Consider the following 20,987-nt stretch of genomic DNA (forward strand, 5'->3'; position numbering starts at 1 on the left):
ACCCTGGCACTCATACCTGCCAAAACCTGGCAACTACACCATGTCGATCAGGTCGGCGACCGAGTTCACCACCTGCGACGGGCGGTAGGGCCAGCGGTCGATCTGGTCGGCCTTGGCGACGCCGGTCAGCACCAGGATCGTGTGCAGGCCGGCCTCCATGCCGCAGACGACGTCGGTGTCCATGCGGTCGCCGATCATCGCGGTCGACTCGCTGTGGGCGTCGATGCGGTTGAGGGCGCTGCGCATCATCATCGGGTTGGGCTTGCCGACGAAGTAGGGATCGACGCCGGTCGCCTTGGTGATCATCGCGGCGACCGCCCCGCAGGCCGGCAGGTTGCCCTCGTGGGAGGGGCCGACGGCGTCGGGGTTGGTGGCGATGAAACGGGCGCCGTTCTCGATCAGCCGGATCGCCCGCGTTATGTGGGAGAAGCTGTAGGTGCGGGTCTCGCCGAGCACGACGTAGTCGGGGTTCAGGTCGGTCAGGTAGTAGCCGGCGTCGTGGAGCGCGGTGGTCAGGCCCGATTCGCCGATCACATAGGCGCTGCCCTCGGGGCGCTGGCCCGCCAAAAAGTCGGCGGTGGCCAGCGCGGAGGTCCAGATCGCTTCCGGCGGCACCTCCAGACCGGCCGACCTGAGCCGGACCGACAGGTCGCGCGGGGTGTAGATCGAGTTGTTGGTGAGCACGAGGAACCGTTTCCCCGACGAGCTCAGCCGTTTGATGAACTCATCGGCCCCCGGGACGGGTTGCCCCTCGTGGACCAGGACGCCGTCCATGTCGGACAGCCAGCATTCAATAGGCCTGCGCTCGCTCATGGGGCTAAGCATCGCAGAAGGAAATAACCGGAGTAAGACTCCGGTTATACGTGTTCGTGGACAATATTCGTGGGGTGGCCCGCGGGACGGCCGAGGTCCCGCTGTCGGTTCTGGAACTCGCGACCGTCGGCGACGGGATCACGCCCACCGAGGCGCTGCGCGGGGCGACCGACCTGGCGAAGAAGACCGAGGCGTGGGGCTTCCACCGCATCTGGGTCGCCGAGCACCATGGCATGCCGGGTGTGGCGAGCTCCTCCCCCGCCGTGCTGATCGCCCACTTGGCGGCGGCGACCGAGCGGATCAGGATCGGCTCCGGCGGCGTGATGCTGCCCAACCACGCGCCGCTGGTGGTGGCCGAGCAGTTCGGCACGCTGGAGGCGCTGCACCCGGGCCGCATCGACCTGGGGCTCGGCCGGGCGCCGGGCACCGACATGGCCACCGCGCACGCCCTGCGCCGTAGCGCCGAGGTCGACCCCGACGAGTTCCCGCAGGCCGTGGGCGAGCTGACCGCCTTCCTCGACGGGACCTTCCCCCGGATCCAGGCGATCCCGCGCGGGCCGCAGCGCCCGCCGATCTGGCTGCTCGGGTCGAGCGGCTTCTCGGCCAAGCTGGCGGGGCTGCTCGGGCTGCCGTTCGCGTTCGCGCACCACTTCAGCGCGGCCAACACCGAACCGGCGCTGGAGATCTACCGCACCTCGTTCCGCCCGTCGGAGGTGCTCACCGAGCCCTACGCGATGCTCGGCGTCTCGGCGCTGGCCGCGGAGACCGAGGAGGAGGCACGCCGCCAGGCGCTGCCCGGCGCGCTCTCGTTCCTGAAGCTGCGGTTCGGCACACCCGGCCCGTTCCCGACGCCCGAGGAGGCCGCCGCGTACGAGTTCAGCCCGATGGAGGCCGAGTTCGTCCGCGACCGCCTGGCGAATGTCGCCCTCGGCACCCCCGACCAGGTCAGAGCCGACCTCGACGAGCTGCGCAAGCGCACCGACGCGGACGAGCTGATGATCACCACGATGGTCCACGGCACCCAGACCCGTATCCGCTCCTACGAGCTCATCGCGCAGGCCTACGGGCTCATTTAGGCGCGAGCTTCTCCATCGCCTCCTCGGCCACGGCCAGGGAGGCGGCCGGGTCGGCGTCGGGGGCGCCGAAGGCGGGGTTGAAGTTGAGGTCGTGGAAGATCTCGGTCATGCCCTGGGCCGCGAGCGCCTCGACGTCCTCCCGGATCTTCTCGTAGGGGCCGGCGAGCAGCCGGGAGGCGTCCTCGCCGGGCGCGGTGACGCCCCGGCAGACGAAGCGCAGCGCCGACGGGTCGCGGCCGGCCTCCTCGGCCGCCTCCTTGATCGTGGCGATCATGGCCGGGAGGTCCTCGGTGAGCATCCGGCTGGAGCTGATCCAGCCGTCGGCCAGCCGCCCGGCGCGGCGCAGCGCGGCGGGCGCCCCGCCGCCGAGCAGGATCGGCGGCGGCGTCTCCGGCTTGGGCTCCTGGCGGGAGGGCACCACGTCGTAGAACTCGCCGTGGTGCTCGATCACGTCGTCGGTCCAGAACCTCTTGAGAAGCGCGAGGTATTCGTCGGCGCGCTTGCCCCGGCGTTCCAGCGGCACCTTGGAGGCGATGAACTCCTCCTCCATCCAGCCGAGCCCGAGCCCGGCGTCGAGCCGCCCGGCGCTGACCGCCTGGAGCGTGGCCAGCTGCTTGCCCAGCAGCGCGGGCGAGAAGAACGGCAGGTTCAGCACGGCCACGCCGAGCCGGATCCGCGAGGTCAGCGCCGCGACGTACGCGAGCGACACGATCGGGTCCTGCACGCTGCGGTAGACCGCGCCGATGTCGGTCCCCGCCGGATGCAGCAACCGCTGGAACGTCCAGACCTCGTGGTAGCCGAGTTCCTCGGCGCGGGTCGCCACCCGGGCCATGATCTGGGGCGTCGCCCACGTGCCCGAGACGGGCACACCGAAGCCGATTCTCATGTACGCGACCTTATAGATTGTCCGCGTGCCCCTCCTGGACGACCCGCTGCTCGACGACCTGATCCGCCACGTGGGCGACGGGCCGGTGACCGTCCTGAAGAACACCAAGGTGCTCGTCGTCCGGGTCGGCAACGTCGTGGTGAAGGCACACCCGCCGGAGACCGACGAGGCCGACCTGCGGGCCCGGCTCGCCGTGCCGCTCCCCGACGACCTGATGCTGAGCGCGCTGTCCCTCGACCGGATCGGCGACCGGCTCGTCTCGGTGTGGCCCGCCGGGCGCCCGCTCACCCCCGACGACCTCGACGAGGCGCCGTGGGAGCGGGCCGGGGAGCTGCTGGCCGAGCTGCACCGTCAGCCGGTGCCCGACGGTGTGCCGATGCAGGCCGGCCCGTCCCGGGTGACGAACGCGGTCGGCAGGCTGATGCCCGGTGACATTCCCGTACTGGCTTATCCGGCCCTCGACCTGACCCAGCGGCGGCGTCTGCTGACCCATGGCGACTTCCACTTGGGGCAGCTCGTGAAGTACGGCGGGCGGTGGGTCCTCATCGACCCCGACGACCTCGGCTGGGGCGACCCCGTGTGGGATCTGGCCCGTCCGGCCGCGTGGTTCGCCAGCGGGATCCTCGACCCCGGCTCGTGGGATCAGCTGACACGTTCCTACCTGCGGGCCGGCGGCACCGCCGTCTCCGGCGACGACATGTGGCGGGAACTCGACGGGCCCGCCCGCGCGTTGACCGTCCAGTTGGCGGCCGTCGCGGTGGCCAATGCCCGCGAAGACGGCGTTCCGCTTGACGACGCGGCGGCGGCTCTGATGTCCTCCTGCGAGAGGATCCTGGCCGTACCGCCGCTGTCCTAGAGTGAACGGTGCACGTCACATAAGGAGATGAACCTCATGCAGTGTCCTAAGTGCAGAGGCAACATGCGGACCCTCGACCGCAACGGTGTCCACATCGAGCAGTGTGACAACTGCCGTGGCATCTTCCTCGACTACGGCGAGCTCGAGTCCCTGAGCCGCATGGAGAACCAGTGGGCCCAGCAGCACCACGCCGCGCCCCCGCCCCCGCCGCCGCCCGCTTACGGGGCTCCCGCTCACGGCCCTGCCTGGGGAGCCGGCCACCATGGCGGCCACTACGGCCACCGCCGCAACAGCTGGGTGGGCATGCTCTTCTCCAGCTAGACCACACGTCCGACGAGCCGCGCCCCTGCGACAGGGGCGCGGCTCGTCGCCGTTACAGGTCCAGCCGCCGGGTGATGCCGATCGAGTCGAGGAACGGCAGGTCGTGGCTGGCCACGATGAGCGCTCCCCGGTAACTCGACAGCGCCTGGGCGAGCTGGCGCACGCCGGCCAGGTCGAGGTTGTTGGTCGGCTCGTCGAGCAGCAGCAGCTGGGGCTGGGAGAACAGCAGCCGGGCCAGCGCGGCCCGGAACCGTTCGCCGCCCGACAGCGTGCCCGCGATCTGGTCGCCCCGGTCGCCCCGGAACAGGAACCGGGCGAGCCCGGCGCGGATGTCGTTCTCCGTCGCGTCCGGCGCGACCGCGCGCACGTTCGCCGCGATGCTGACGCTCTCGTCGAGCACGTCGAGCCGCTGCGGCAGATAGCGCGTCGGCACCAGTTCGGGCCAGTCGGTGATCGCCTCCAGCAGCGTCGTCTTGCCGGAGCCGTTGGGCCCGAGCAGGGCGATGCGTTCCGGCCCCCGGATGACGAGCTCCGACGGTTCGCGGCCACGGCGTTCCGGCACGACTTCCAGCGGTCCCGAGACGTCCCGGTCGGTGACGAACGTGCCGCCGAGCGGGAACTCCAGGACCATCCGGGTCTGCGGCACCGCCGTGCCGGGCAGGTCGATGCGGATCTCGGCCGCGTCGCGGACCGCCTCTTCGGCCTCGCTCAGCCGGTCGCGGGCATCGGCGAGCCGGTCTTCGTGCATGAGGCGGTGCTTGGCCGCACTCTCCTGGGCGGCGCGTTTCTTCGCGCCGATCACGATCTTCGGCAGGCCGCGGGTCGCCTCGGCCTTCTTGGCGTTCTTCGCCCGCTTCGCGAGTTTCTCGTGCGCCTCGATGAGGTCGCGTCTCTCGCGCCGCAGGTCGCCCTCGGCCGCGCGGACCGTCCGCTCGGCCGCCTCCTGCTCCACTTCCAGAATTTCCTCGTACGCCGTCAGCCCGCCCCCGAACGTCCGCCCGTCGGGGAGTTCGGCCAGCCGGTCGACGAGGTCGAGCAGCGTCCTGTCGTGGCTGACCACGATGATCGTGCCGGGCCAGGTGGTGACGGCGTCGTAGAGCCGGTGGCGGGCCGACAGGTCGAGGTTGTTGGTCGGCTCGTCGAGCAGCAGCACGTCGGGGGCGCGGAGGAACTCGGCCGCGAGGCCGACCATGACGGTCTCGCCGCCCGACAGCGTGGCGACGGTCCGGTCGAGGCCGACGTCGTCGAGGCCGAGCTTGTCGAGTTCGGCGCGGGCGCGCTCCTCGACGTCCCAGACGACGTTCTCGAAGTGCTCCTCCGAGGTGTCACCCGCCTCGATGGCGTGCAGGGCGCGCCGGGCGGCGGTGATGTCCATGAGGTCGGAGACGGTGCGTCCCACCCCTAGCGGCAGGTTCTGCGGCAGGTAGCCCACCGAGCCCGTCACCTGGACCGAACCCCCGATGGGCACCAGCTCGCCGGCCGCCAGCTTGAGAAGAGTGGACTTGCCGGAACCGTTCACCCCGATCAGCCCGGTCACACCGGGGCCGATCACCAGGTCGAGGCCTTCGAAGACGGGGGTGCCGTCGGCCCAATAGAAGAAGAGGTCGTCACAACGCAACATGGCGCGTCAACTCCAGAGGTCATGTGTCAGTGAGGAACGGACATGAGCTCTAGAGCTTCAACGGATCTCCCGAAGGCAGGCGATGTGACTCATCCACGTTAGATGACCTGGTCACCAGCCTTCAAACGGTTTTTCAGAGGCGGGATCGGTAGACCTGGGCAGCCTTCTCGATGAGGTCGAGGTGGTCGGCGAGCTGGCTCGGCGAGTCGAGGCGGGCGTGCACCCTGACCGTCTGGTCGAGCAGGGCCAGCCATTCGAGGCACCACCGCACGTCTTCGGCGCGGGCGACCGGGCGTCCGGCGACGTCGATGTAGATGGGGCTGGTGTGGGCGTACACCTGGCGGCGCAGCGACCTCCGGTGGGGGCCGCCCGAGGCGGTGGCGACGATGTAGGTGGGTTCGGTGACCTTGATGAGAGCCCGGAGCTCACCGCCCGGACCGATGGCGGCCGTGCCGTCGGCGGTGCAGATCTCCAGGCGTTCGACCTCGGGGCCGACGCTGCGCACGACGACCTCGACCTCGTCTCCGGCCGGCAGGCACCAGGTGTCGCCGATCTCCGCTCCCCCTGCGGTCAGCTCCAGCCACGGGCCGGTGGTGGCGAACGTCCGGCCCTGCCGCACGGCGTGCGCGTACGCCTCGGCGGAGAGGGGGCCGCCGAGACGCGCGTACACGCGTTCCCAGCCGGGTGGGCTGGAGACGGTGTCCTGCCGGGTGTAGGAGAGCATCGAGTCGGTGCCCGCCAGCGCGGCCAGGCGGTTGCCCGCGCCGAGGAGCCGGCGGTAGACCTCGACGGTGCCGGAGATCTCCGAGAAGTGCAGCAGTTCGACGCCGTCGACCAGGCCGAGCGCGGCGTCCACGACCAGGGCGCGGGCGTTGCAGTCGCGGCGGCCGGAGCCGATGACGTCGCCGGGGGTGGTGACCGGGCCGTGGAACGGGTGGGCGTAGCCCAAGACGGCCTGGAGTTCGCGCAGTTCACCGCAGGCGGCGCCGTTGGGGGGCCAGTCGGCGTCGTCGAGGAAGCCGGTGTGGTAGATCGAGGGCGGGGCGGCCAGGCCGAAGGCGTGGACGTGACCGAGCAGGTCGTTGCGGTATTCGACGCCCATCCGGGCGACGTGCCCGGCGTCCGACCACGGCAGGTCGCGGCCGGCCCAGTGGTGCAGCGCCTCCTGGTCGTAGACGCGGCGACCGGCGACGTTGCCCGCCACCAGGTTGAGCACGTGCAGGTCCTCGCCGTGCTGCATGACGGCGGCCTCGACGGGTGCGGCCACCACGTCGCCCGCCCAGTTGAGGTGGACGTGCAGGTCGGCGCCGTACCAGCCCTTCGCGGCGGCGTCGTAGACGCGTTCGGGGGTGAGTTCGACGGTGGTCTCGCGCCAGGGCGACGGCGTGACCTGGGTCTCGGCCTGTTCGTATTCCATCCCGCGGGTGACCCGGACGACCAGGGGTTCGGCCGGCACGGGGACCAGCACGTCGTCGCCGTGGAAGTAGGGCACGCCGTGGTAGTCGCGCCGGTTCGGGGCGCCGTCGGGCCACCAGCCCTGGCCGTCGGTCGAGGTCACACTCCAGCGGCAGGGGAAACCGGCTCGGAGGCGCAGCCGCGCGGGGACCGCCGCCCGGGTGAGGACCGACAGGTCGACCGGTTCGCCGTCGACGCGCAGGTCGCTGTCGCTGGTGAACTCGGCCAGATGCGCTCCTTGGGGACCGATGGCGTGCTCCGCGCCGTCGAGGGTGACGGTGACGGGGGTCGTACGGAGCGAATCGACCAGGAGCACGCCCGCCACCGGGGTCGCGGAGAGCACCGCGGACGAGCGGGCCTCCAGGATGTAGCCGCCCGGGGTGAGCCGCAGCACGGTCAGCCCGTCGGGGGCGTCCCGGCCACTGACCGCGTCGCGGAAGGCCCGGTCGAGGTCGGTGTCGCCGGACATCTGATACGCCTCGTCCGGGAACCTCAGGAAACTCATCATGCGCACGTAGCCGATCGGCGGTTCACCCCAGGTGATGCCGTGCTCGGCCAGAAGTGCGCGGTAGTCGTCGAGTGCCCGTGCCACCGCCGGTGGCAACAACGGGTCGTGATGCATGATCGCCTCCCCGATATCCGAAAGCGACAGCATCGTCACACCGGATCACCAGGCATGGGGTGCAATCATGCGTCAAGGTGCAGCACGCCCGAACCGGGAGGGAGAAAACCCGAACCGGGGAGGGAAAAGCCTTACCCGTGAAGGGTCGATGAACGCCCTCTGAATTCTTTTTGTGGCACGCGTCGGCTTTCGCGGCTTCTCACATAATTCGAGATGAGATGAGGAGAAGACTGCTCGGTGTGGCGCTGGCCATCCTCCTGGGGGGAGCGGTCGTCGCGGCCCTCGTCCTGGGCAATCAGGGGTCAGGCGTCACCGTTGTCCGCGGCGTCATCGGGTCGGAGAAGAAGCCTTTCTTCGAGGACCCGAAGGTCAAGGCCTCCTTCGCCAAGCACGGCCTCCAGGTCGAGGTCGACACCGCCGGGTCACGCGAGATCGCCACCAGCGTGGACCTGGGCAAATATTCGTTCGCCTTCCCGTCGAGCGCGCCCGCCGCCGAGAAGATCAAGAAGGCGCGCGGGGCGACCCGGACGTTCGCGCCGTTCTTCTCGCCGATGGCGGTGGCGACCTTCGAGCCGATCGTGAGCACGCTCACGCGGGCCGGGGTCGTCAGTGGTACGACGTTCGACATCAGGAGATATCTGGACCTGGTCGCCGAGAACACTCGGTGGGATGGGCTGCCCGGGTCGTACAAAGCCAGAAAACGGGTGCTGCTCACCACGACCGACATCCGCACCTCGAACTCGGCGGCCATGTATCTGGCCATGACCAGTTTCGTCGCCAACGGCGACGACGTGATCAGGGGCGCGAACGCGCGGGTGGCGGAGAAGGTCGCGCCGCTGTTCCTCGACCAGGGCTATTCGGAGTCGACCTCCGAGGCGCCGTTCGAGGACTACCTGGCCATGGGCATGGGCAAGACGCCCATGATAATGATCTACGAGGCGCAGTACGCCGCGCGCCTGTTCGCGAACGACGGCACCATCGGCCCCGAGATGCGGCTGCTCTACCCGTCGCCGACGGTGCTCAGCAAACACACGCTGGTGCCCTTCGACGAGGACGCGAACGAGGTCGGCCGCCTGCTGACCGAGGATCCCGAGTTCGCCGAACTCGCGGCGCGATACGGCTTCCGCACCGCGGACCCCGGCGTCTTCGCCGGTCTCGCCCAGGGCACCCCGCTCGCCCAAGACCTGGCCGACGTGGTCGAGCCGCCCACGTACGACCACCTGGAACAGCTCGTCGCGATGATCGAAGAGCGTTATCTCTGAGGAAGGTCTGATGGACCTCGTACTCACGCCACCGGAGCCCGTCCCGCCGGTGCCCGTGGAGAAGGCCTCCCGCATGATGCCGGTGTCGGCGGAACGCGACACCGAACTCACCGGGCGGGCCCGCGCGTTCGCCGGGGAGCTGGCCGCGATCGACCCACGTTCTCCCGACTTCACCAAGAAGGTCGCCGACATCACCGCGATGGGCGCCGGGGAGATCAGCTCGTCGTCGCAGGTGTCGAACCGGATGCTCAAGCGCCCGTTACGGGCGTCGGAGGGCCCGGTCGCGGGCGACCTGGTGTCGCTGCGCCGCACGATCGTCGACCTCGACCCGAAGAACGCCACCACGGGCCGCCGTCTGATGGGCCTGCTGCCGAACAGGCTGCGTGACTATTTCGCCAAATATCAGAGCGCGCAGAAGCACCTCGACGACATCGTGCGCTCGCTCAAGTCGGGGCAGGACGAATTACGCAAGGACAACGCCGCCATCGAGGGCGAGCGCCGCCTGATGTGGGACGCGATGCTCAAACTCCAGGAGTACGCCGTGCTGGCCGCCGCCCTCGACGCGGAGATCGAGGAGCTGATCCTGCGCGAGACCGACGAGGAGCGGGTCACCGCGCTGCGCAGCGACGCCCTGTTCGCGATCCGGCAGCGCCACCAGGACCTGCTCACCCAGCTCGCCGTCTCGGCGCAGGGCTACCTGGCGCTCGACCTCGTGCGCAAGAACAACCTGGAGCTCATCAAGGGCGTCGACCGCGCCACCACGACGACGATGGCCGCGCTGCGCACGGCGGTCGTGGTCGCCCAGGCGCTGGCCGGGCAGAAACTGGTGCTCGACCAGATCACCGCGCTGAACTCCACCACCTCCGACCTGATCGTGTCGACGAGCGAACTGCTGCGCGGCCAGGCCGCCGACATCCAGGCGCAGGCCGCCTCGACCACGATCGACCTCGACTCGCTGCGCAAGGCGTTCGACAACATCTACGCCACCATCGACACCATCGACGAGTTCCGGTCGCGCGCCGTGGACACCATGGCCACCACGATCGGCAGCCTGACCGTGGAGATCGAGAACGCGCGCAAGTACCTCGACCGGAGCGAGCGATGAGGGCGTTGCTGGCGCTGCTGCTGGTGGCGGCGTCGCTGACCGCGTGTTCCGCCGACGAGCCGTTCAAGATCCTGGCCGGCAGCGAGGTCGCCGACCTCGAACCGCTGCTGAAGGAGTCGGGCGTCGAAGTCGAGTTCACCTACACCGGCACCCTCGACGGCGCCGAGCAGGTGGCCCGGGGCGACGCGGGCGACTACGACGCGATCTGGTTCTCCTCCAACCGCTACCTGTCCCTCATCGACGGGGCGCGCGAGAGACTGTCGACCCAGACGAAGATCATGAACTCGCCGGTCGTGCTGGGGCTCAAACCCGCCAAGGCGGCCGAGCTGGGCTGGGACGGCAAGCAGGTGTCCTGGACGGACATCGCCACCGCCGCCTCCTCCGGCAGGTTCACGTTCGGGATGACCAACCCGGCGTCGTCGAACTCCGGGTTCTCCGCGTTGGTCGGCGTGGCGGCGGCGCTGTCGAACGCCGGTGACGCCCTCGACGCTCAGACGATCGCTTCGGTGACGCCGAAGCTGAAGGAGTTCTTCTCCGCGCAGCGGCTCACGTCGGGGTCGTCGGGTTGGCTGGCCGACGCCTACACGGCACGGCCGGACGTCGACGGTCTGGTCAACTACGAGTCGGTGCTGCTCGGCATGCGCGACAAGCTGACCCTGGTCTATCCGTCGGACGGGGTGGTGTCGGCCGACTATCCGCTGACCCTGCTCGCGTCGTCGGCCCGGCAGGAGCAGTACGACGAGCTGGCTTCTTGGCTGCGTACACCCGAGACCCAGCGGAAGATCATGGCGGCCACGCATCGGCGGCCGATCGTGCCGGGGGTTCACCTCGCGGAGGAGTTCGGGACGGCCTCACTCGAGGAACTGCCGTTCCCGAACCGGCGGTCGGCGGCCGACGAGCTGATCGGGGCCTACCTGAACCAGGTGCGGGTGCCCGCGCGGGCGGTGTTCGTGCTGGACACCTCCGGGTCGATGGAGGGCGACCGCATCGACAGCCTGCGGACCGCGCTCGTGACGCTGACCGGCGCCGACACCTCGGCCTACGGCACGTTCTCCCGGTTCCGCAACCGCGAGTTCGTGACGCTGCTGCCGTTCAGCGACCGGACCAAGCCACAGCATGACTACCAGCTCCCCGAGAGCGATCCGGAGGATATGCTCGGCCAGATCAGGAGCTACGCGGAAGGGCTGTCGGCCAGCGGCGGGACCGCCATCTACGACGCCCTGCGGGCCGCCTACGAGCAGCCGGTCGACACCGAGCGCTATTCGTCGATCGTGCTGATGACCGACGGCGAGAACACCGACGGCTCCGAATACCTCGACTTCCAGCTCTACTACCAGGCGCTCCCCGCCGAGAAGAAGGCGGTCAGGACCTTCGTGGTGCTGTTCGGCGACAGCGACGTCGACGAGATGAACGAGATCGCCAAGCTGACCGGCGGCGCCGTCTTCGACGCCAGGAACGGCTCGCTGGCCGAGGCGTTCAAGGAGATCCGTGGCTACCAGTGACCGGGTCCTGACCTATCTGGGCTCGACGAAGAACATCGTCGGCTCGATCTGCGGGCTGGTCGGGGTCGGCCTGGTGTTCCTGGGCGTCGCCGGATCGCTCTGGCCCGTCGTCGTCTTCGGCCTGTACGGCCTGGGCGCTGTTTTGGCCCCCTCGGACAAGACCAGAGTCGTACTGTCCCTCGCCGAGGCGGAGACATCGGTGTTGCGGGCCGAGCTGGATTCTTTGGTCGGGCGGCTACGCGGCTTCCCGGCCGACGTGATCGAGCGCGTGGTGGAACTGGCCGAGACGCTGCGCGGCGTGCTCGGCCGGGTGCAGTCGCCCGACCACCTCCACGTGGTGTCGCAGACGATCCGCGACTACCTGCCCACCAGTCTGGAGGCGTACGGGCGGCTGCCTGTCGCGCGCCGGGAAGCCGCCCATGCCGAACTGCTGAGCCAGCTCGACCTGCTGAAAACGGGCCTGGGCCGAGTGGCCGACGCGGTCCACGCGGGCGACGAACAGGCGCTCAAGGACCAGGGCCGCTTCCTCCAGGACCGCTTCGGCGGATCGTCGCTGGATCTGTGAAACGGTCCTCACCGGTTCTGTACAGCAGGTCGGCCGCCTGAGCCGGGGTGAGGACTCCGTCGAGGACCTGCTGCTCTATCTCCGGGGCGATGCCTCGAGTTCGTTGCCGAAGGTCGGTCAGCACCCGTTCCCGGACCATCGCCCAGGTCCAGTCGACCGCCTGGCGCTGCCGTCTGGCCGTCAGGTCGGTCGTCTCCTGGTGCTTCAGCACGTGCGCCCACAGCTCGGTCAATCCCGTCCCGGTGAGGCCGCTGCAGGTCAGCACCGGTGTGTGTGAGTTCAGCAGGCGCAGCGCGCCCGACAGTTCGCGGGCCGCCTTCTTCGCGGCCAGTTCGTATTCGCCGTCGGCCTTGTTGACCGCGATGACGTCGGCCAGCTCCAGGACGCCCTTCTTGATCCCTTGGAGTTGGTCTCCGGTCCGCGCCAACGAGAGCACGAGGAACGTGTCGACCATCTCGGCCACCGCCGTCTCCGACTGGCCGACCCCGACGGTCTCGACGAGCACGACGTCGTATCCGGCCGCCTCGACGACGACCATCGCCTCCCGGGTCGCCTTCGCCACCCCGCCGAGGGTCCCGGCGGTCGGCGAGGGCCGGATGAAGGCGTTCTCGTCGACGGCCAGACGGCTCATCCGGGTCTTGTCGCCCAGGATGCTGCCGCCTGATCGAGTGGAGGAAGGGTCGACCGCGAGCACCGCCACCTTGTGGCCCTGGCCGGTGAGCATCGTGCCGAGGCCCTCGATGAACGTCGACTTGCCCACGCCCGGCACCCCGCTGACGCCCACCCGGCGGGCCTTCCCGGCCGACGGGGTGAGCTCCGCGAGCAGGTCCTGGGCCTGCTCGCGGTGGTCGGCGCGGGTCGACTCGACCAGGGTGATGGCGCGGGCGATCGACCGGCGATCTCCCCTTCTGACCCCTTCGGCGATCATCGGTTGCGCAGGTCGCTGACCAGGCCGAGGGCGGCGTCGGCGATGACCGTGCCGGGCGGGAAGATCGCGTCGGCCCCGGCGGCGCGCAGCGCGTCGAAGTCGCCGGCCGGGATCACCCCGCCGACCACGATCATGATGTCGCCCGCGTTCTGCGCCTCGAGCGCCTTCTTCAGCGCCGGGACGAGCGTCAGATGCCCCGCCGCCAGCGACGACACCCCGACGACGTGGACGTCGGCCTCGACCGCCTGGCGGGCGACCTCTTCCGGCGTCTGGAACAGCGGGCCGACGTCGACGTCGAACCCGAGGTCGGCGAAGCCGGTCGCGATCACCTTCTGGCCCCGGTCGTGGCCGTCCTGGCCCATCTTCGCCACCAGGATCCGGGGGCGGCGGCCCTCCTCCTCGGCGAACTCGGCGCAGGCCTCCCGGACCTCTTCGATCTTGCCCATGCCCGCTCCGGCCTCCTGCCGGTAGACGCCTGAGATCGTGCGGATGCGGGCCTCGTGGCGGCCGAACACCTTCTCCAGCGCGTCGGAGATCTCCCCGACGGTCGCCTTCGCGCGGGCCGCGTCGACCGCGAGCGCCAGCAGATTGCCGGAGCCGGCGGCGGCCTTGGTCAGCGCCTCCAGCGCGGTCTCCACCGCCGAAGGGTCGCGTTCGTCGCGAAGCCTCTCCAGCTTGGCGAGCTGCTGCTTGCGCACCGAACTGTTGTCGACCTTCAGCACGTCGAGGGGCTCGTCGGCCTCGGGGCGGTACTTGTTCACGCCGATCACCGGCTGGCGGCCCGAGTCGATGCGGGCCTGGGTGCGGGCCGCGGCCTCCTCGATGCGGAGCTTCGGCAGGCCCAGGTCGATGGCGCGGGCCATGCCGCCGGCCTCCTCGACCTCCTGGATGTGCGCCCACGCCTTCTCGGCCAGCTCCTCGGTGAGGCGCTCGACGTAGTAGGAGCCGCCCCACGGGTCGATCACCCGGGTGGTGCCCGACTCCTGCTGGAGCACGAGCTGGGTGTTGCGGGCGATCCGGGCCGAGAAGTCGCTCGGCAGCGCCAGCGCCTCGTCGAGGGCGTTGGTGTGCAGCGACTGGGTGTGGCCCTGGGTGGCGGCCATCGCCTCGACGCAGGTGCGGGCGACGTTGTTGTAGACGTCCTGGGCGGTCAGCGACCAGCCCGAGGTCTGCGAGTGGGTGCGCAGCGACAGCGACTTCGGGTTCCGCGCGCCGAACCCCCGCACGAGCCGCGCCCACAGCAGCCGGGCCGCGCGCAGCTTCGCGACCTCCATGAAGAAGTTCATCCCGATGCACCAGAAGAACGACAGTCGCGGCGCGAACGCGTCGATGTCCATGCCGGCTTTGGTGCCCGCCCGCAGGTATTCGACGCCGTCGGCCAGCGTGTAGGCCAGCTCCAGGTCGAGCGTGGCCCCGGCCTCCTGGATGTGGTAGCCGGAGATCGAGATCGAGTTGAACTTCGGCATCTTCGCCGAGGTGAACTCGAAGATGTCGGAGATGATCCGCATCGAGGGTTCCGGCGGGTAGATGTAGGTGTTGCGGACCATGAACTCCTTGAGGATGTCATTTTGGATCGTCCCCTGGAGCTGTTCCGGCTTCACCCCCTGCTCCTCGGCGGCCACGATGTAGAGCGCGAGGATCGGCAGCACCGCGCCGTTCATGGTCATCGACACCGACATCCTGTCGAGCGGGATGCCGTCGAAGAGCTGGCGCATGTCGTAGATCGAGTCGATCGCCACCCCGGCCATGCCGACGTCGCCCTCGACGCGCGGGTGGTCGGAGTCGTAGCCCCGGTGGGTGGCCAGGTCGAAGGCGACCGACAGGCCCTTCTGCCCGGCCGCCAGGTTGCGGCGGTAGAAGGCGTTGGACTCCTCGGCGGTGGAGAACCCGGCGTACTGGCGGATGGTCCAGGGCTGGTTGACGTACATGGTCGGGTAGGGGCCGCGCAGGAACGGCGCTCTGCCGGGATAGGTCGGCAGATAGCCGGGCAGGTCGGCGGCCTCGTAGAGCGGCTTGACCGCGATGCCCTCCGGGGTCTCCCAGGGGTCTCCGTCGATCTTGGACGGCTCGGGATGGCCGGTCCCGAGCGGGATCTCGCTGAAGTCGGGGATCATCGGTCCACTCCCAGATCGTCGAACGTGCTCTCCAGGACCTTCAGGGCGTCACACCCCGCGAAGAGGGTGGCGTCGACACCTTCATACTCCCCCTTCCCGGCCAGCCACACCTTCTGGGCCCCGGCTTCCCGCAGGGCGGCGGCGACCTGTTCGGCCTGGTCGGCGTAGAGGCGGTCGCTGGAGCAGATGCAGGCGACGGTGGTTCCGGCCTGGACGAAATCGGCCGGCTCGCCCGTCACGGTGGCGATGCCCCCGGCGGCGAAGAGGTTCGCGGCGAACGTGGCGCGGGCGGTGTGCACGGCGACCGGGCCGATCGTGGCCAGGAAGACCGTCGGGCGGTTCTCCTGCGCGTCGGCGAGGTCGCGGAGCCACTCGAAGGGCTCGGCATAGCGGTGAGGGGCGCCGGGCAGGCCGTGGCCGGGCGTTCTGGCCGGGATCTTCTCGGTGAGGTTGGGGAACTCGCTCACCCCGGTGATGGGGTGTTTGCGGCGGGCGACGTCTTCGGCCCGCTTCTCACGAGCGCCGGCGATGGCCTCTTCGATGACCTGCTCGCCGTGCTTCTCGGTCTGCTGGAACAACTCCCAGGCCTTGCCGGCCAGGTCGTCGGTCAGGTGCTCGACATACCAGGAACCGCCGGCGGGGTCGGCGACCCGGGCGATCCCGGCCTCCTCGACCAGCAGCGACTGGGTGTTGCGGGCGATCCGGCGGGCGAACGCGTCGGGCAGCCCGAGCGCCGCGTCGAACGGCTGGACCGTCACCGCGTCGGCGCCCCCGGCCCCCGCCGCGAAACAGGCGAGGGTCGTGCGCAGCATGTTCACCCACGGGTCCCGGGCCGTCATCATCGCGCCCGAGGTCACCGCGTGCTGGAGTTGGGCGGGCGGGCCGCCGGCCACCTCGGCCACCCGGGCCCACAGCCTGCGGGCCGCCCGGAGCTTGGCGATCGTGAGGAACTGGTCGGCGGTGGCGGCGTAACGGAACTCGATCAGTTCGAAGGCCCGCTCGACCGGCAGCCCCACCTCGGTGAGCCGCCGCAGCGCCCGGACGCCCTGGGCGAGCGAGGCGGCGAGTTCCTGCGCGTCGGCGGCACCGCGGTCGTGGTAGGCCAGCGCGTCGACCACGACCAGCCGGAGCTTGCCGCGGGCCCGGCCGGCGAAGTCGGCGAGATCGGGATCGTCGGGGGCGAACCCCAGGTTCCCGCCCGGCAGGTCCACGTTCTCGGCCACCTGGAGAAAGGTGTGCGCCGCCTGGGCGGCCCTGTTTCCGGCGTCCAGGACGACCGGCGCCAGATCCAGAAGCACCCCGTCGAGCGCCACCGGGAGTCCGGCGGGATCCAGGGCCGTGAGATCGAGCCACAGCGAGGAGACGCCGTTCTCCAGATCGGCGAGGATCGCCTCCCTGGTCACCCGGGCGTCGGGATGGGCGTGCCGCTGCCGGACGTCCCAGGGCCCGGCCGGCCCCACCAGGCGCGGCGCATCGGGCAGCCCGTCGTAGAGAGGCGCGATCGTCACGCCGTCATAGGTGCGGGCGGAGAGCCGGCCCTCCGGGTCGTCGCCCTCATATCCCGACTTGCGCAGCACACCGAGCGCGAGCGCCCGCCATTCCTCCCGCGATCCGGGCTCGAACCCGGCCGCCAGATCCTCTTTCATGTTCCGGATGATAAGTGGAACATCTGACGTGGGAGCCCCCCGGTCTCCCCCTAATTCACAACGTGTAGCGGAACGATTCCTCCCAGGTCTGCCGTCCCACGATCCCGTCGTCCGGCAGATCCACCCGCCGCTGGAACGTCTTGCACACGTCGCGTGAGCGCTGCCCGTAGGCGCCGTCGACGTCGAGGCCGAACCCGATCTTCTTCATCTGCTGCTGCCACCGCTTGACGTCGTCACCGACCGTGACCGGCGGGAACGTGAACAGCCGCCCCGGCCACGCCGGGATCTGCCCGTCGGGCGGGGTCTCCGGATCCCCTCCACCGGGCCGGGGCGCCCCCTGCTGCACCCACGCGTAGAGCGCCGCGCCGGGGCAGTCGGTGGAGAAGCCGTCGCGGTGCCCCTTGATCTCGGTGCCCGCGCCGCCCTCCTTGCGGAGGTATTCGATGGCGTCGAGGACGGCGTGCAGCAGATTGTCGTTGGGTTTGACGAATCCGGCGTTGCCGACGAGGCCGAGCACGGCGTAGTGGTCGGCGTTCAGTCCGGAGCCGTTGGCGGCGGGGAGGATGTCAGCACCGCGCCCGACGAACACCCTTTTGTGCGGACACGCGATCATCGAGTATCCGATGTCGATCCAGCCGTTGCCGTCCATGTGGAAGTTCTGGATCGATTTGACCTGCGCGACGCAGAGGTTGTGGTTGTCGACGATCTCCGGTGGGACGCGCCCGCCGGTGTAGTGGACCTTGACACCCTTCGTGGAGGTCAGCGGGGAGTACGACCCCTTGGGAGCTCGGGCTCCCCATTGCGAGCGGGTCACCAGCGAGATGGCCACGAAGAAACTCCCGTGCAGGTTGGACAGGACGCCGAGCATATTGGCCGCCGAACGGCGCGAGGAGCGCTTTGCCCATATCGACGGCCGATATGCCCAACGGCACTGACCCTGGTATAGCCCCTCTAGCCCCAGATCTCCTGAGCGGTCTCGACAATCAAACGCAGCTTGGCCGACTGCTCCTCCTGGGTGAGGCTGTTGCCCTCCACGGTGGAAGAGAACCCGCACTGCGGAGACAGGCAGAGCTGGTCGACGTCGATGTACTTCGACGCCGCCTCGACCCGCCGCTTGAGGTCGTCCTTGGACTCCAGGACGCCCGACTTGGTGGTGATGAGGCCGAGGACGACGTACTTGCCCTTGGGCACGTAGCGGAGCGGTTCGAACCCGCCCGAGCGGTCGTCGTCGAACTCCAGGAAGAACCCGTCGACGCCGAGTTCGCCGAACAGGGCCTCGGCGACGAAGTCGTAGGAGCCCTCGGCCGCCCAGGAGGAGCGGAAGTTGCCCCGGCACATGTGGGTGGTGATCCGCATGCCCTCGGGCTTGCCGGCGATGGCGGCGTTGATCTGCTGGATGTAGCGCAGGTGCAGGTGGTCGGCGTCGTCGCCGCGGGCGGCGATCTCCGCGCGCTGCGCCGGGTCGTTGAGGTAGGCGAGCGAGGTGTCGTCGAACTGCAGGTAGGTGCAGCCCTGCGCGCCGATCCGGGCCACTTCGGTCCGGTACGCCGCCGCGAGGTCGGTCCAGAACTCCTCGATGTCCGGGTAGACGCCAGGGTCGATGGAGGCCTGGCCGCCGCGGTAGTGGACCATGTTCGGCGAGGGGATGGTCAGCTTGGGCGTCTGGCCCTCACCGGCCACGCTCTGCAGGTAGGCGAAGTCGTCGCCGAAGATCGTCTCGTTGAGAGTGATCTTGCCGTCGACCTTCATGCCCTTGGGCGTGAACTCGATCTTCTCGGTGTCGTTGCGGAACTTGACGACGATCTGCTCGTCGGCGGCGACGCTGATCCCGCCGAGGCGGTAGATGAAGTCCATGTGCCAGGAGGCACGGCGGAACTCACCGTCGGTCGCCGACTGGAGCCCGGCGTCGGCCTGCAGCGCGACCACGTCGCGGATGGCCGCGTCTTCGATGCCGCGGAGCTCGGCGGCGTCGATGGCGCCCTTGGCGTAGTCGTCACGAGCCTGGAGCAGGGATGCCGGCCGCAGGAGGCTGCCGACGTGATCCGCGCGGAAGGGGGGCTCTGTGCGCATTGCGAATCATCTCCGTGGATGTCTCAATCATGACGGAAGTCGTCAAGACGCTAGCGCATAACGGCTCGGTCCTTGATCACGGAACCAGCGTTTCTCCCCGCGCGGGCCGGACCACCCGTCGCTCGGTCACGATGGCGGTGATGAGCTCGGCGGGCGTGACGTCGAAGGCCGGGTTATAGGTGTCGATGCCCGGCAGCGCGGTGACCTCGGCGCTCCCCCGGTCTTCGATCTCGATCTCCACGCCGCTCGGCGTCAGCGGGTCGATGGTGGTCTCCGGCGCGACCACGATGAACGGCACCCCGGCCCGATGCGCCCCGAGGGCGAGCATGTAGGAGCCGATCTTGTTGGCGGTGTCGCCGTTGACCGCGATCCGGTCGGCCCCGATGACGACGGCGTCGGCCAGCCCCCGCGCCAGCAGGAAGGGACCCGCGGAGTCGACGATGAGCCGGAACGGCGCGCCCATGTTCTGGAGCTCCCAAGTGGTCAGCCGAGCCCCTTGGAGCAGCGGCCGGGTCTCCAGGGCGATCGCCTCGGTGAGCGTGCCCCGTTCGTGCATGGTCTGGATGACCCCGAGCGCGGTGCCGCGCTCGACGGTGGCCAGGGCGCCGGTGTTGCAGATGGTCATCACGCGGGTCGCGGCGTAGGAGGCGAGCAGGTCGGCGCCGCGCTCCCCCATCTCCCGGCAGGCCCAGACGTCGTCGTCGCGGATCTCCAGGGCCCGCTTCAGCGGGTCGGCCGCCATCGCGGCCTCCCGCACCCCCCACGCCAGATTCACCGCGGTCGGCCGCGCCTCCGCCAGGGGTTCGATCGATTCGCCGGTACGTGCCGCGAGCGCGACCCCCAGCGCCCCCGCGACTCCGAGGGCGGGCGCCCCGCGAACGGCGAGCCGTTTGATCGCGTCGATCAGTTCGGCGACCGTGGTGATGCGAAGGTGGACCAGCTCACCGGGCAGCCGGGTCTGGTCGATGAGGACGATGGCGTCGTCGTCCCACCCAATAGTGGTCATACCCCCGACGCTAGCGCGAACAGGCTCATATCGCCCCCGGGTGCCGCCATCAGCGAAAGCCCCAGAGGACACGAGTCGAGCAGCGTCACCGGCAGGCTCAGCACCGGCGCCCCCGCGATCGGCGCCAGGCACGTCAGCCGCAACGTGGCCGCCCGCATCCGCGACGGCCTCCCGATGACGGGCGCGACACCGGGCGCGCTCGGCAGCGCCATGACCGCGCCGTCGAGCAGTTCCAGCAGCCGCAGCCGCGCCTCCGCGACGTTCTTCGCCGCCAGACTGACCTCTTCGGACGTGAGCCGCTCGGCCCGCTCGAACCGCGCCGCCACCCCCGGCCCGAACTCGGGCCGCTCGGCGCGCACCCAGTCGCCGTGACACTCCCAGACCTCGGCCGCCTGGGTGACCGCGAACGCGTCGGTGACGTCGAGCCCGAAGGAGGTCCGGTCGATCGGCAGCCCGAGTCGCCGGATGGCGGGCGCCAGCGCCGCCCCCACGCGCGGGGACAGCTCACTCCAGAGGTCGGCCGGCACCCAGACGCGTTCGGGCGTCTTCGGCTCGGGGGCGGGATCGAGCAGCGCGTCGACCGCCCATTCGAGCAGCGGCAGGTCCCTGGTCAGCAGCCCCGGCACGTCGTAGGAGGGCGCCAGCGGCACCATGCCCGTCTGGGGAACCCGGGAATGGGTCGGGCGAAAGCCGTACAGACCGCAATAAGAAGCCGGAACGCGGACCGAACCGGCAGTATCGGTGCCCAGCCCGATATCGGCGAGGCCGCCGGCGACAGCCGCGGCGGACCCGCTCGACGACCCCCCGCACACATGCCCCGGCGCGGCCGGATTCTCCACCGCGCCGTAGTGCTGGTTGATCCCGCCGAGGCTCCAGGCGAGCTCGTCGGTGTGCGTCTTGCCCGCGAACACGCTCATGGCGCGGAGCCGCGCCACGGCCTCCGCGTCCCGCTCCGCCGGTTCGCCCAGGCGGCCGGGATGGCCCGCCCCGGTGGGCAGCCCCTCGACGTCGAAGACATCCTTGACCGCCAGACGAGGCCCTTCGGCCTCCGGCGCTGCGACACCCCACGGTACGAACGGATCGATCGCCCTATCTATCGCCATGTCTCACCTTCCTACGCGAGGCCGATTTCCGCCCCG

18 protein-coding genes are annotated in these 20,987 nt (G+C 70.0%); 7 read left to right on the forward strand and 11 right to left on the reverse strand.

What is annotated here, in order from left to right; translation table 11 throughout:
• Positions 1–33: 33 nt before the first annotated feature.
• Positions 34–813, reverse strand: coding sequence for an HAD-IIA family hydrolase (locus tag AW272_RS06100; protein WP_066361678.1), 780 nt, complete (start codon positions 811–813; stop codon positions 34–36).
• Between the two features lie 74 nt (positions 814–887).
• Here AW272_RS06100 and AW272_RS06105 point away from each other — a divergent pair, with 74 nt between their 5' ends.
• Positions 888–1,889 (forward strand): LLM class flavin-dependent oxidoreductase, encoded by a 1,002-nt coding sequence (locus tag AW272_RS06105; RefSeq protein ID WP_245657210.1) that lies wholly within the window; start codon positions 888–890, stop codon positions 1,887–1,889.
• Here the strand turns inward: AW272_RS06105 and AW272_RS06110 are convergent.
• The gene (locus AW272_RS06110) at positions 1,882–2,775 is read right to left on the reverse strand and encodes a TIGR03619 family F420-dependent LLM class oxidoreductase (RefSeq protein WP_066361680.1); all 894 of its coding nucleotides are present in this window, start codon (positions 2,773–2,775) and stop codon (positions 1,882–1,884) included. The two genes, AW272_RS06105 and AW272_RS06110, sit on opposite strands and share 8 nt — an antisense overlap.
• A gap of 25 nt (positions 2,776–2,800) precedes the next feature.
• Here AW272_RS06110 and AW272_RS06115 point away from each other — a divergent pair, with 25 nt between their 5' ends.
• Positions 2,801–3,631 carry a phosphotransferase family protein gene (locus AW272_RS06115; RefSeq protein ID WP_083958054.1) on the forward strand — a complete coding sequence of 277 codons (831 nt, stop codon included), beginning with the start codon at positions 2,801–2,803 and terminating at the stop codon, positions 3,629–3,631.
• Positions 3,632–3,667: 36 nt separating this feature from the next.
• The gene (locus AW272_RS06120; RefSeq protein WP_066361681.1) at positions 3,668–3,952 is read left to right on the forward strand and encodes a TFIIB-type zinc ribbon-containing protein; all 285 of its coding nucleotides are present in this window, start codon (positions 3,668–3,670) and stop codon (positions 3,950–3,952) included.
• A gap of 52 nt (positions 3,953–4,004) precedes the next feature.
• Here AW272_RS06120 and AW272_RS06125 read toward each other — a convergent pair whose 3' ends face one another.
• Both AW272_RS06125 and AW272_RS06130 read right to left on the reverse strand, forming a co-directional pair.
• The gene (locus AW272_RS06125; RefSeq protein WP_066361682.1) at positions 4,005–5,573 is read right to left on the reverse strand and encodes an ABC-F family ATP-binding cassette domain-containing protein; all 1,569 of its coding nucleotides are present in this window, start codon (positions 5,571–5,573) and stop codon (positions 4,005–4,007) included.
• Positions 5,574–5,706: 133 nt separating this feature from the next.
• The gene (locus AW272_RS06130) at positions 5,707–7,650 is read right to left on the reverse strand and encodes a CehA/McbA family metallohydrolase (protein ID WP_066362516.1); all 1,944 of its coding nucleotides are present in this window, start codon (positions 7,648–7,650) and stop codon (positions 5,707–5,709) included.
• Positions 7,651–7,868: 218 nt separating this feature from the next.
• Here AW272_RS06130 and AW272_RS06135 point away from each other — a divergent pair, with 218 nt between their 5' ends.
• Genes AW272_RS06135 through AW272_RS06150 form a run of 4 tightly spaced genes read left to right on the forward strand, consistent with a single transcriptional unit; the run spans position 7,869 to position 12,084 of the window.
• Positions 7,869–8,912: a hypothetical protein gene (locus AW272_RS06135; RefSeq protein WP_066361685.1), complete on the forward strand. Its 1,044-nt coding sequence runs from the start codon at positions 7,869–7,871 to the stop codon at positions 8,910–8,912.
• A gap of 10 nt (positions 8,913–8,922) precedes the next feature.
• Positions 8,923–10,017, forward strand: a complete 1,095-nt coding sequence (locus AW272_RS06140; RefSeq protein ID WP_066361688.1) for a toxic anion resistance protein — start codon at positions 8,923–8,925, stop codon at positions 10,015–10,017.
• On the forward strand, positions 10,014–11,519 hold the full coding sequence (locus AW272_RS06145) for a vWA domain-containing protein (RefSeq protein ID WP_066361689.1): 1,506 nt from the start codon (positions 10,014–10,016) through the stop codon (positions 11,517–11,519). The genes AW272_RS06140 and AW272_RS06145 overlap by 4 nt, the downstream gene beginning before the upstream one ends.
• Positions 11,506–12,084 (forward strand): hypothetical protein, encoded by a 579-nt coding sequence (locus AW272_RS06150; RefSeq protein ID WP_083958055.1) that lies wholly within the window; start codon positions 11,506–11,508, stop codon positions 12,082–12,084. Before AW272_RS06145 ends, AW272_RS06150 begins: the two co-directional genes overlap by 14 nt.
• On the opposite strand, the gene meaB is transcribed toward AW272_RS06150, so the two are convergent.
• The 7 genes from meaB to AW272_RS06185 form a co-directional block, all read right to left on the reverse strand.
• A complete protein-coding gene (meaB, locus tag AW272_RS06155; RefSeq protein WP_066361691.1) occupies positions 12,026–13,012 on the reverse strand; it encodes a methylmalonyl Co-A mutase-associated GTPase MeaB in 987 nt (328 codons plus the stop codon). The two genes, AW272_RS06150 and meaB, sit on opposite strands and share 59 nt — an antisense overlap.
• Positions 13,009–15,126 carry a methylmalonyl-CoA mutase gene (gene scpA / locus AW272_RS06160; protein ID WP_066361692.1) on the reverse strand — a complete coding sequence of 706 codons (2,118 nt, stop codon included), beginning with the start codon at positions 15,124–15,126 and terminating at the stop codon, positions 13,009–13,011. The genes meaB and scpA overlap by 4 nt, the downstream gene beginning before the upstream one ends.
• The gene (locus tag AW272_RS06165; protein ID WP_066361693.1) at positions 15,123–16,772 is read right to left on the reverse strand and encodes a methylmalonyl-CoA mutase family protein; all 1,650 of its coding nucleotides are present in this window, start codon (positions 16,770–16,772) and stop codon (positions 15,123–15,125) included. The genes scpA and AW272_RS06165 overlap by 4 nt, the downstream gene beginning before the upstream one ends.
• A 55-nt stretch (positions 16,773–16,827) precedes the next feature.
• A complete protein-coding gene (locus AW272_RS06170; RefSeq protein ID WP_066361695.1) occupies positions 16,828–17,640 on the reverse strand; it encodes a peptidoglycan recognition protein family protein in 813 nt (270 codons plus the stop codon).
• A gap of 83 nt (positions 17,641–17,723) precedes the next feature.
• A complete protein-coding gene (locus tag AW272_RS06175) occupies positions 17,724–18,842 on the reverse strand; it encodes a 5-methyltetrahydropteroyltriglutamate--homocysteine S-methyltransferase (protein ID WP_066361696.1) in 1,119 nt (372 codons plus the stop codon).
• 76 nt (positions 18,843–18,918) lie between these two features.
• Positions 18,919–19,848 (reverse strand): S-methyl-5-thioribose-1-phosphate isomerase, encoded by a 930-nt coding sequence (mtnA, locus tag AW272_RS06180; protein ID WP_066361697.1) that lies wholly within the window; start codon positions 19,846–19,848, stop codon positions 18,919–18,921.
• A complete protein-coding gene (locus AW272_RS06185) occupies positions 19,845–20,951 on the reverse strand; it encodes an amidase family protein (RefSeq protein ID WP_066361698.1) in 1,107 nt (368 codons plus the stop codon). The genes mtnA and AW272_RS06185 overlap by 4 nt, the downstream gene beginning before the upstream one ends.
• Positions 20,952–20,987: the final 36 nt, after the last annotated feature.

Source organism: Herbidospora mongoliensis (assembly GCF_001570545.1).
Taxonomy (GTDB): Bacteria; Actinomycetota; Actinomycetes; order Streptosporangiales; family Streptosporangiaceae; genus Herbidospora; species Herbidospora mongoliensis.

Coding starts and splice junctions, on each gene's coding strand:
- AW272_RS06100 (WP_066361678.1), bottom strand. CDS start 813: ATGAGCGAGCGCAGGCCTATTGAATGCTGGCTGTCCGACATGGACGGC.
- AW272_RS06110 (WP_066361680.1), bottom strand. CDS start 2,775: ATGAGAATCGGCTTCGGTGTGCCCGTCTCGGGCACGTGGGCGACGCCC.
- AW272_RS06120 (WP_066361681.1), top strand. CDS start 3,668: ATGCAGTGTCCTAAGTGCAGAGGCAACATGCGGACCCTCGACCGCAAC.
- AW272_RS06125 (WP_066361682.1), bottom strand. CDS start 5,573: ATGTTGCGTTGTGACGACCTCTTCTTCTATTGGGCCGACGGCACCCCC.
- AW272_RS06130 (WP_066362516.1), bottom strand. CDS start 7,650: ATGCATCACGACCCGTTGTTGCCACCGGCGGTGGCACGGGCACTCGAC.
- AW272_RS06135 (WP_066361685.1), top strand. CDS start 7,869: ATGAGGAGAAGACTGCTCGGTGTGGCGCTGGCCATCCTCCTGGGGGGA.
- AW272_RS06140 (WP_066361688.1), top strand. CDS start 8,923: ATGGACCTCGTACTCACGCCACCGGAGCCCGTCCCGCCGGTGCCCGTG.
- AW272_RS06145 (WP_066361689.1), top strand. CDS start 10,014: ATGAGGGCGTTGCTGGCGCTGCTGCTGGTGGCGGCGTCGCTGACCGCG.
- meaB (WP_066361691.1), bottom strand. CDS start 13,012: ATGATCGCCGAAGGGGTCAGAAGGGGAGATCGCCGGTCGATCGCCCGC.
- scpA (WP_066361692.1), bottom strand. CDS start 15,126: ATGATCCCCGACTTCAGCGAGATCCCGCTCGGGACCGGCCATCCCGAG.
- AW272_RS06165 (WP_066361693.1), bottom strand. CDS start 16,772: ATGAAAGAGGATCTGGCGGCCGGGTTCGAGCCCGGATCGCGGGAGGAA.
- AW272_RS06170 (WP_066361695.1), bottom strand. CDS start 17,640: ATGCTCGGCGTCCTGTCCAACCTGCACGGGAGTTTCTTCGTGGCCATC.
- AW272_RS06175 (WP_066361696.1), bottom strand. CDS start 18,842: ATGCGCACAGAGCCCCCCTTCCGCGCGGATCACGTCGGCAGCCTCCTG.
- mtnA (WP_066361697.1), bottom strand. CDS start 19,848: ATGACCACTATTGGGTGGGACGACGACGCCATCGTCCTCATCGACCAG.
- AW272_RS06185 (WP_066361698.1), bottom strand. CDS start 20,951: ATGGCGATAGATAGGGCGATCGATCCGTTCGTACCGTGGGGTGTCGCA.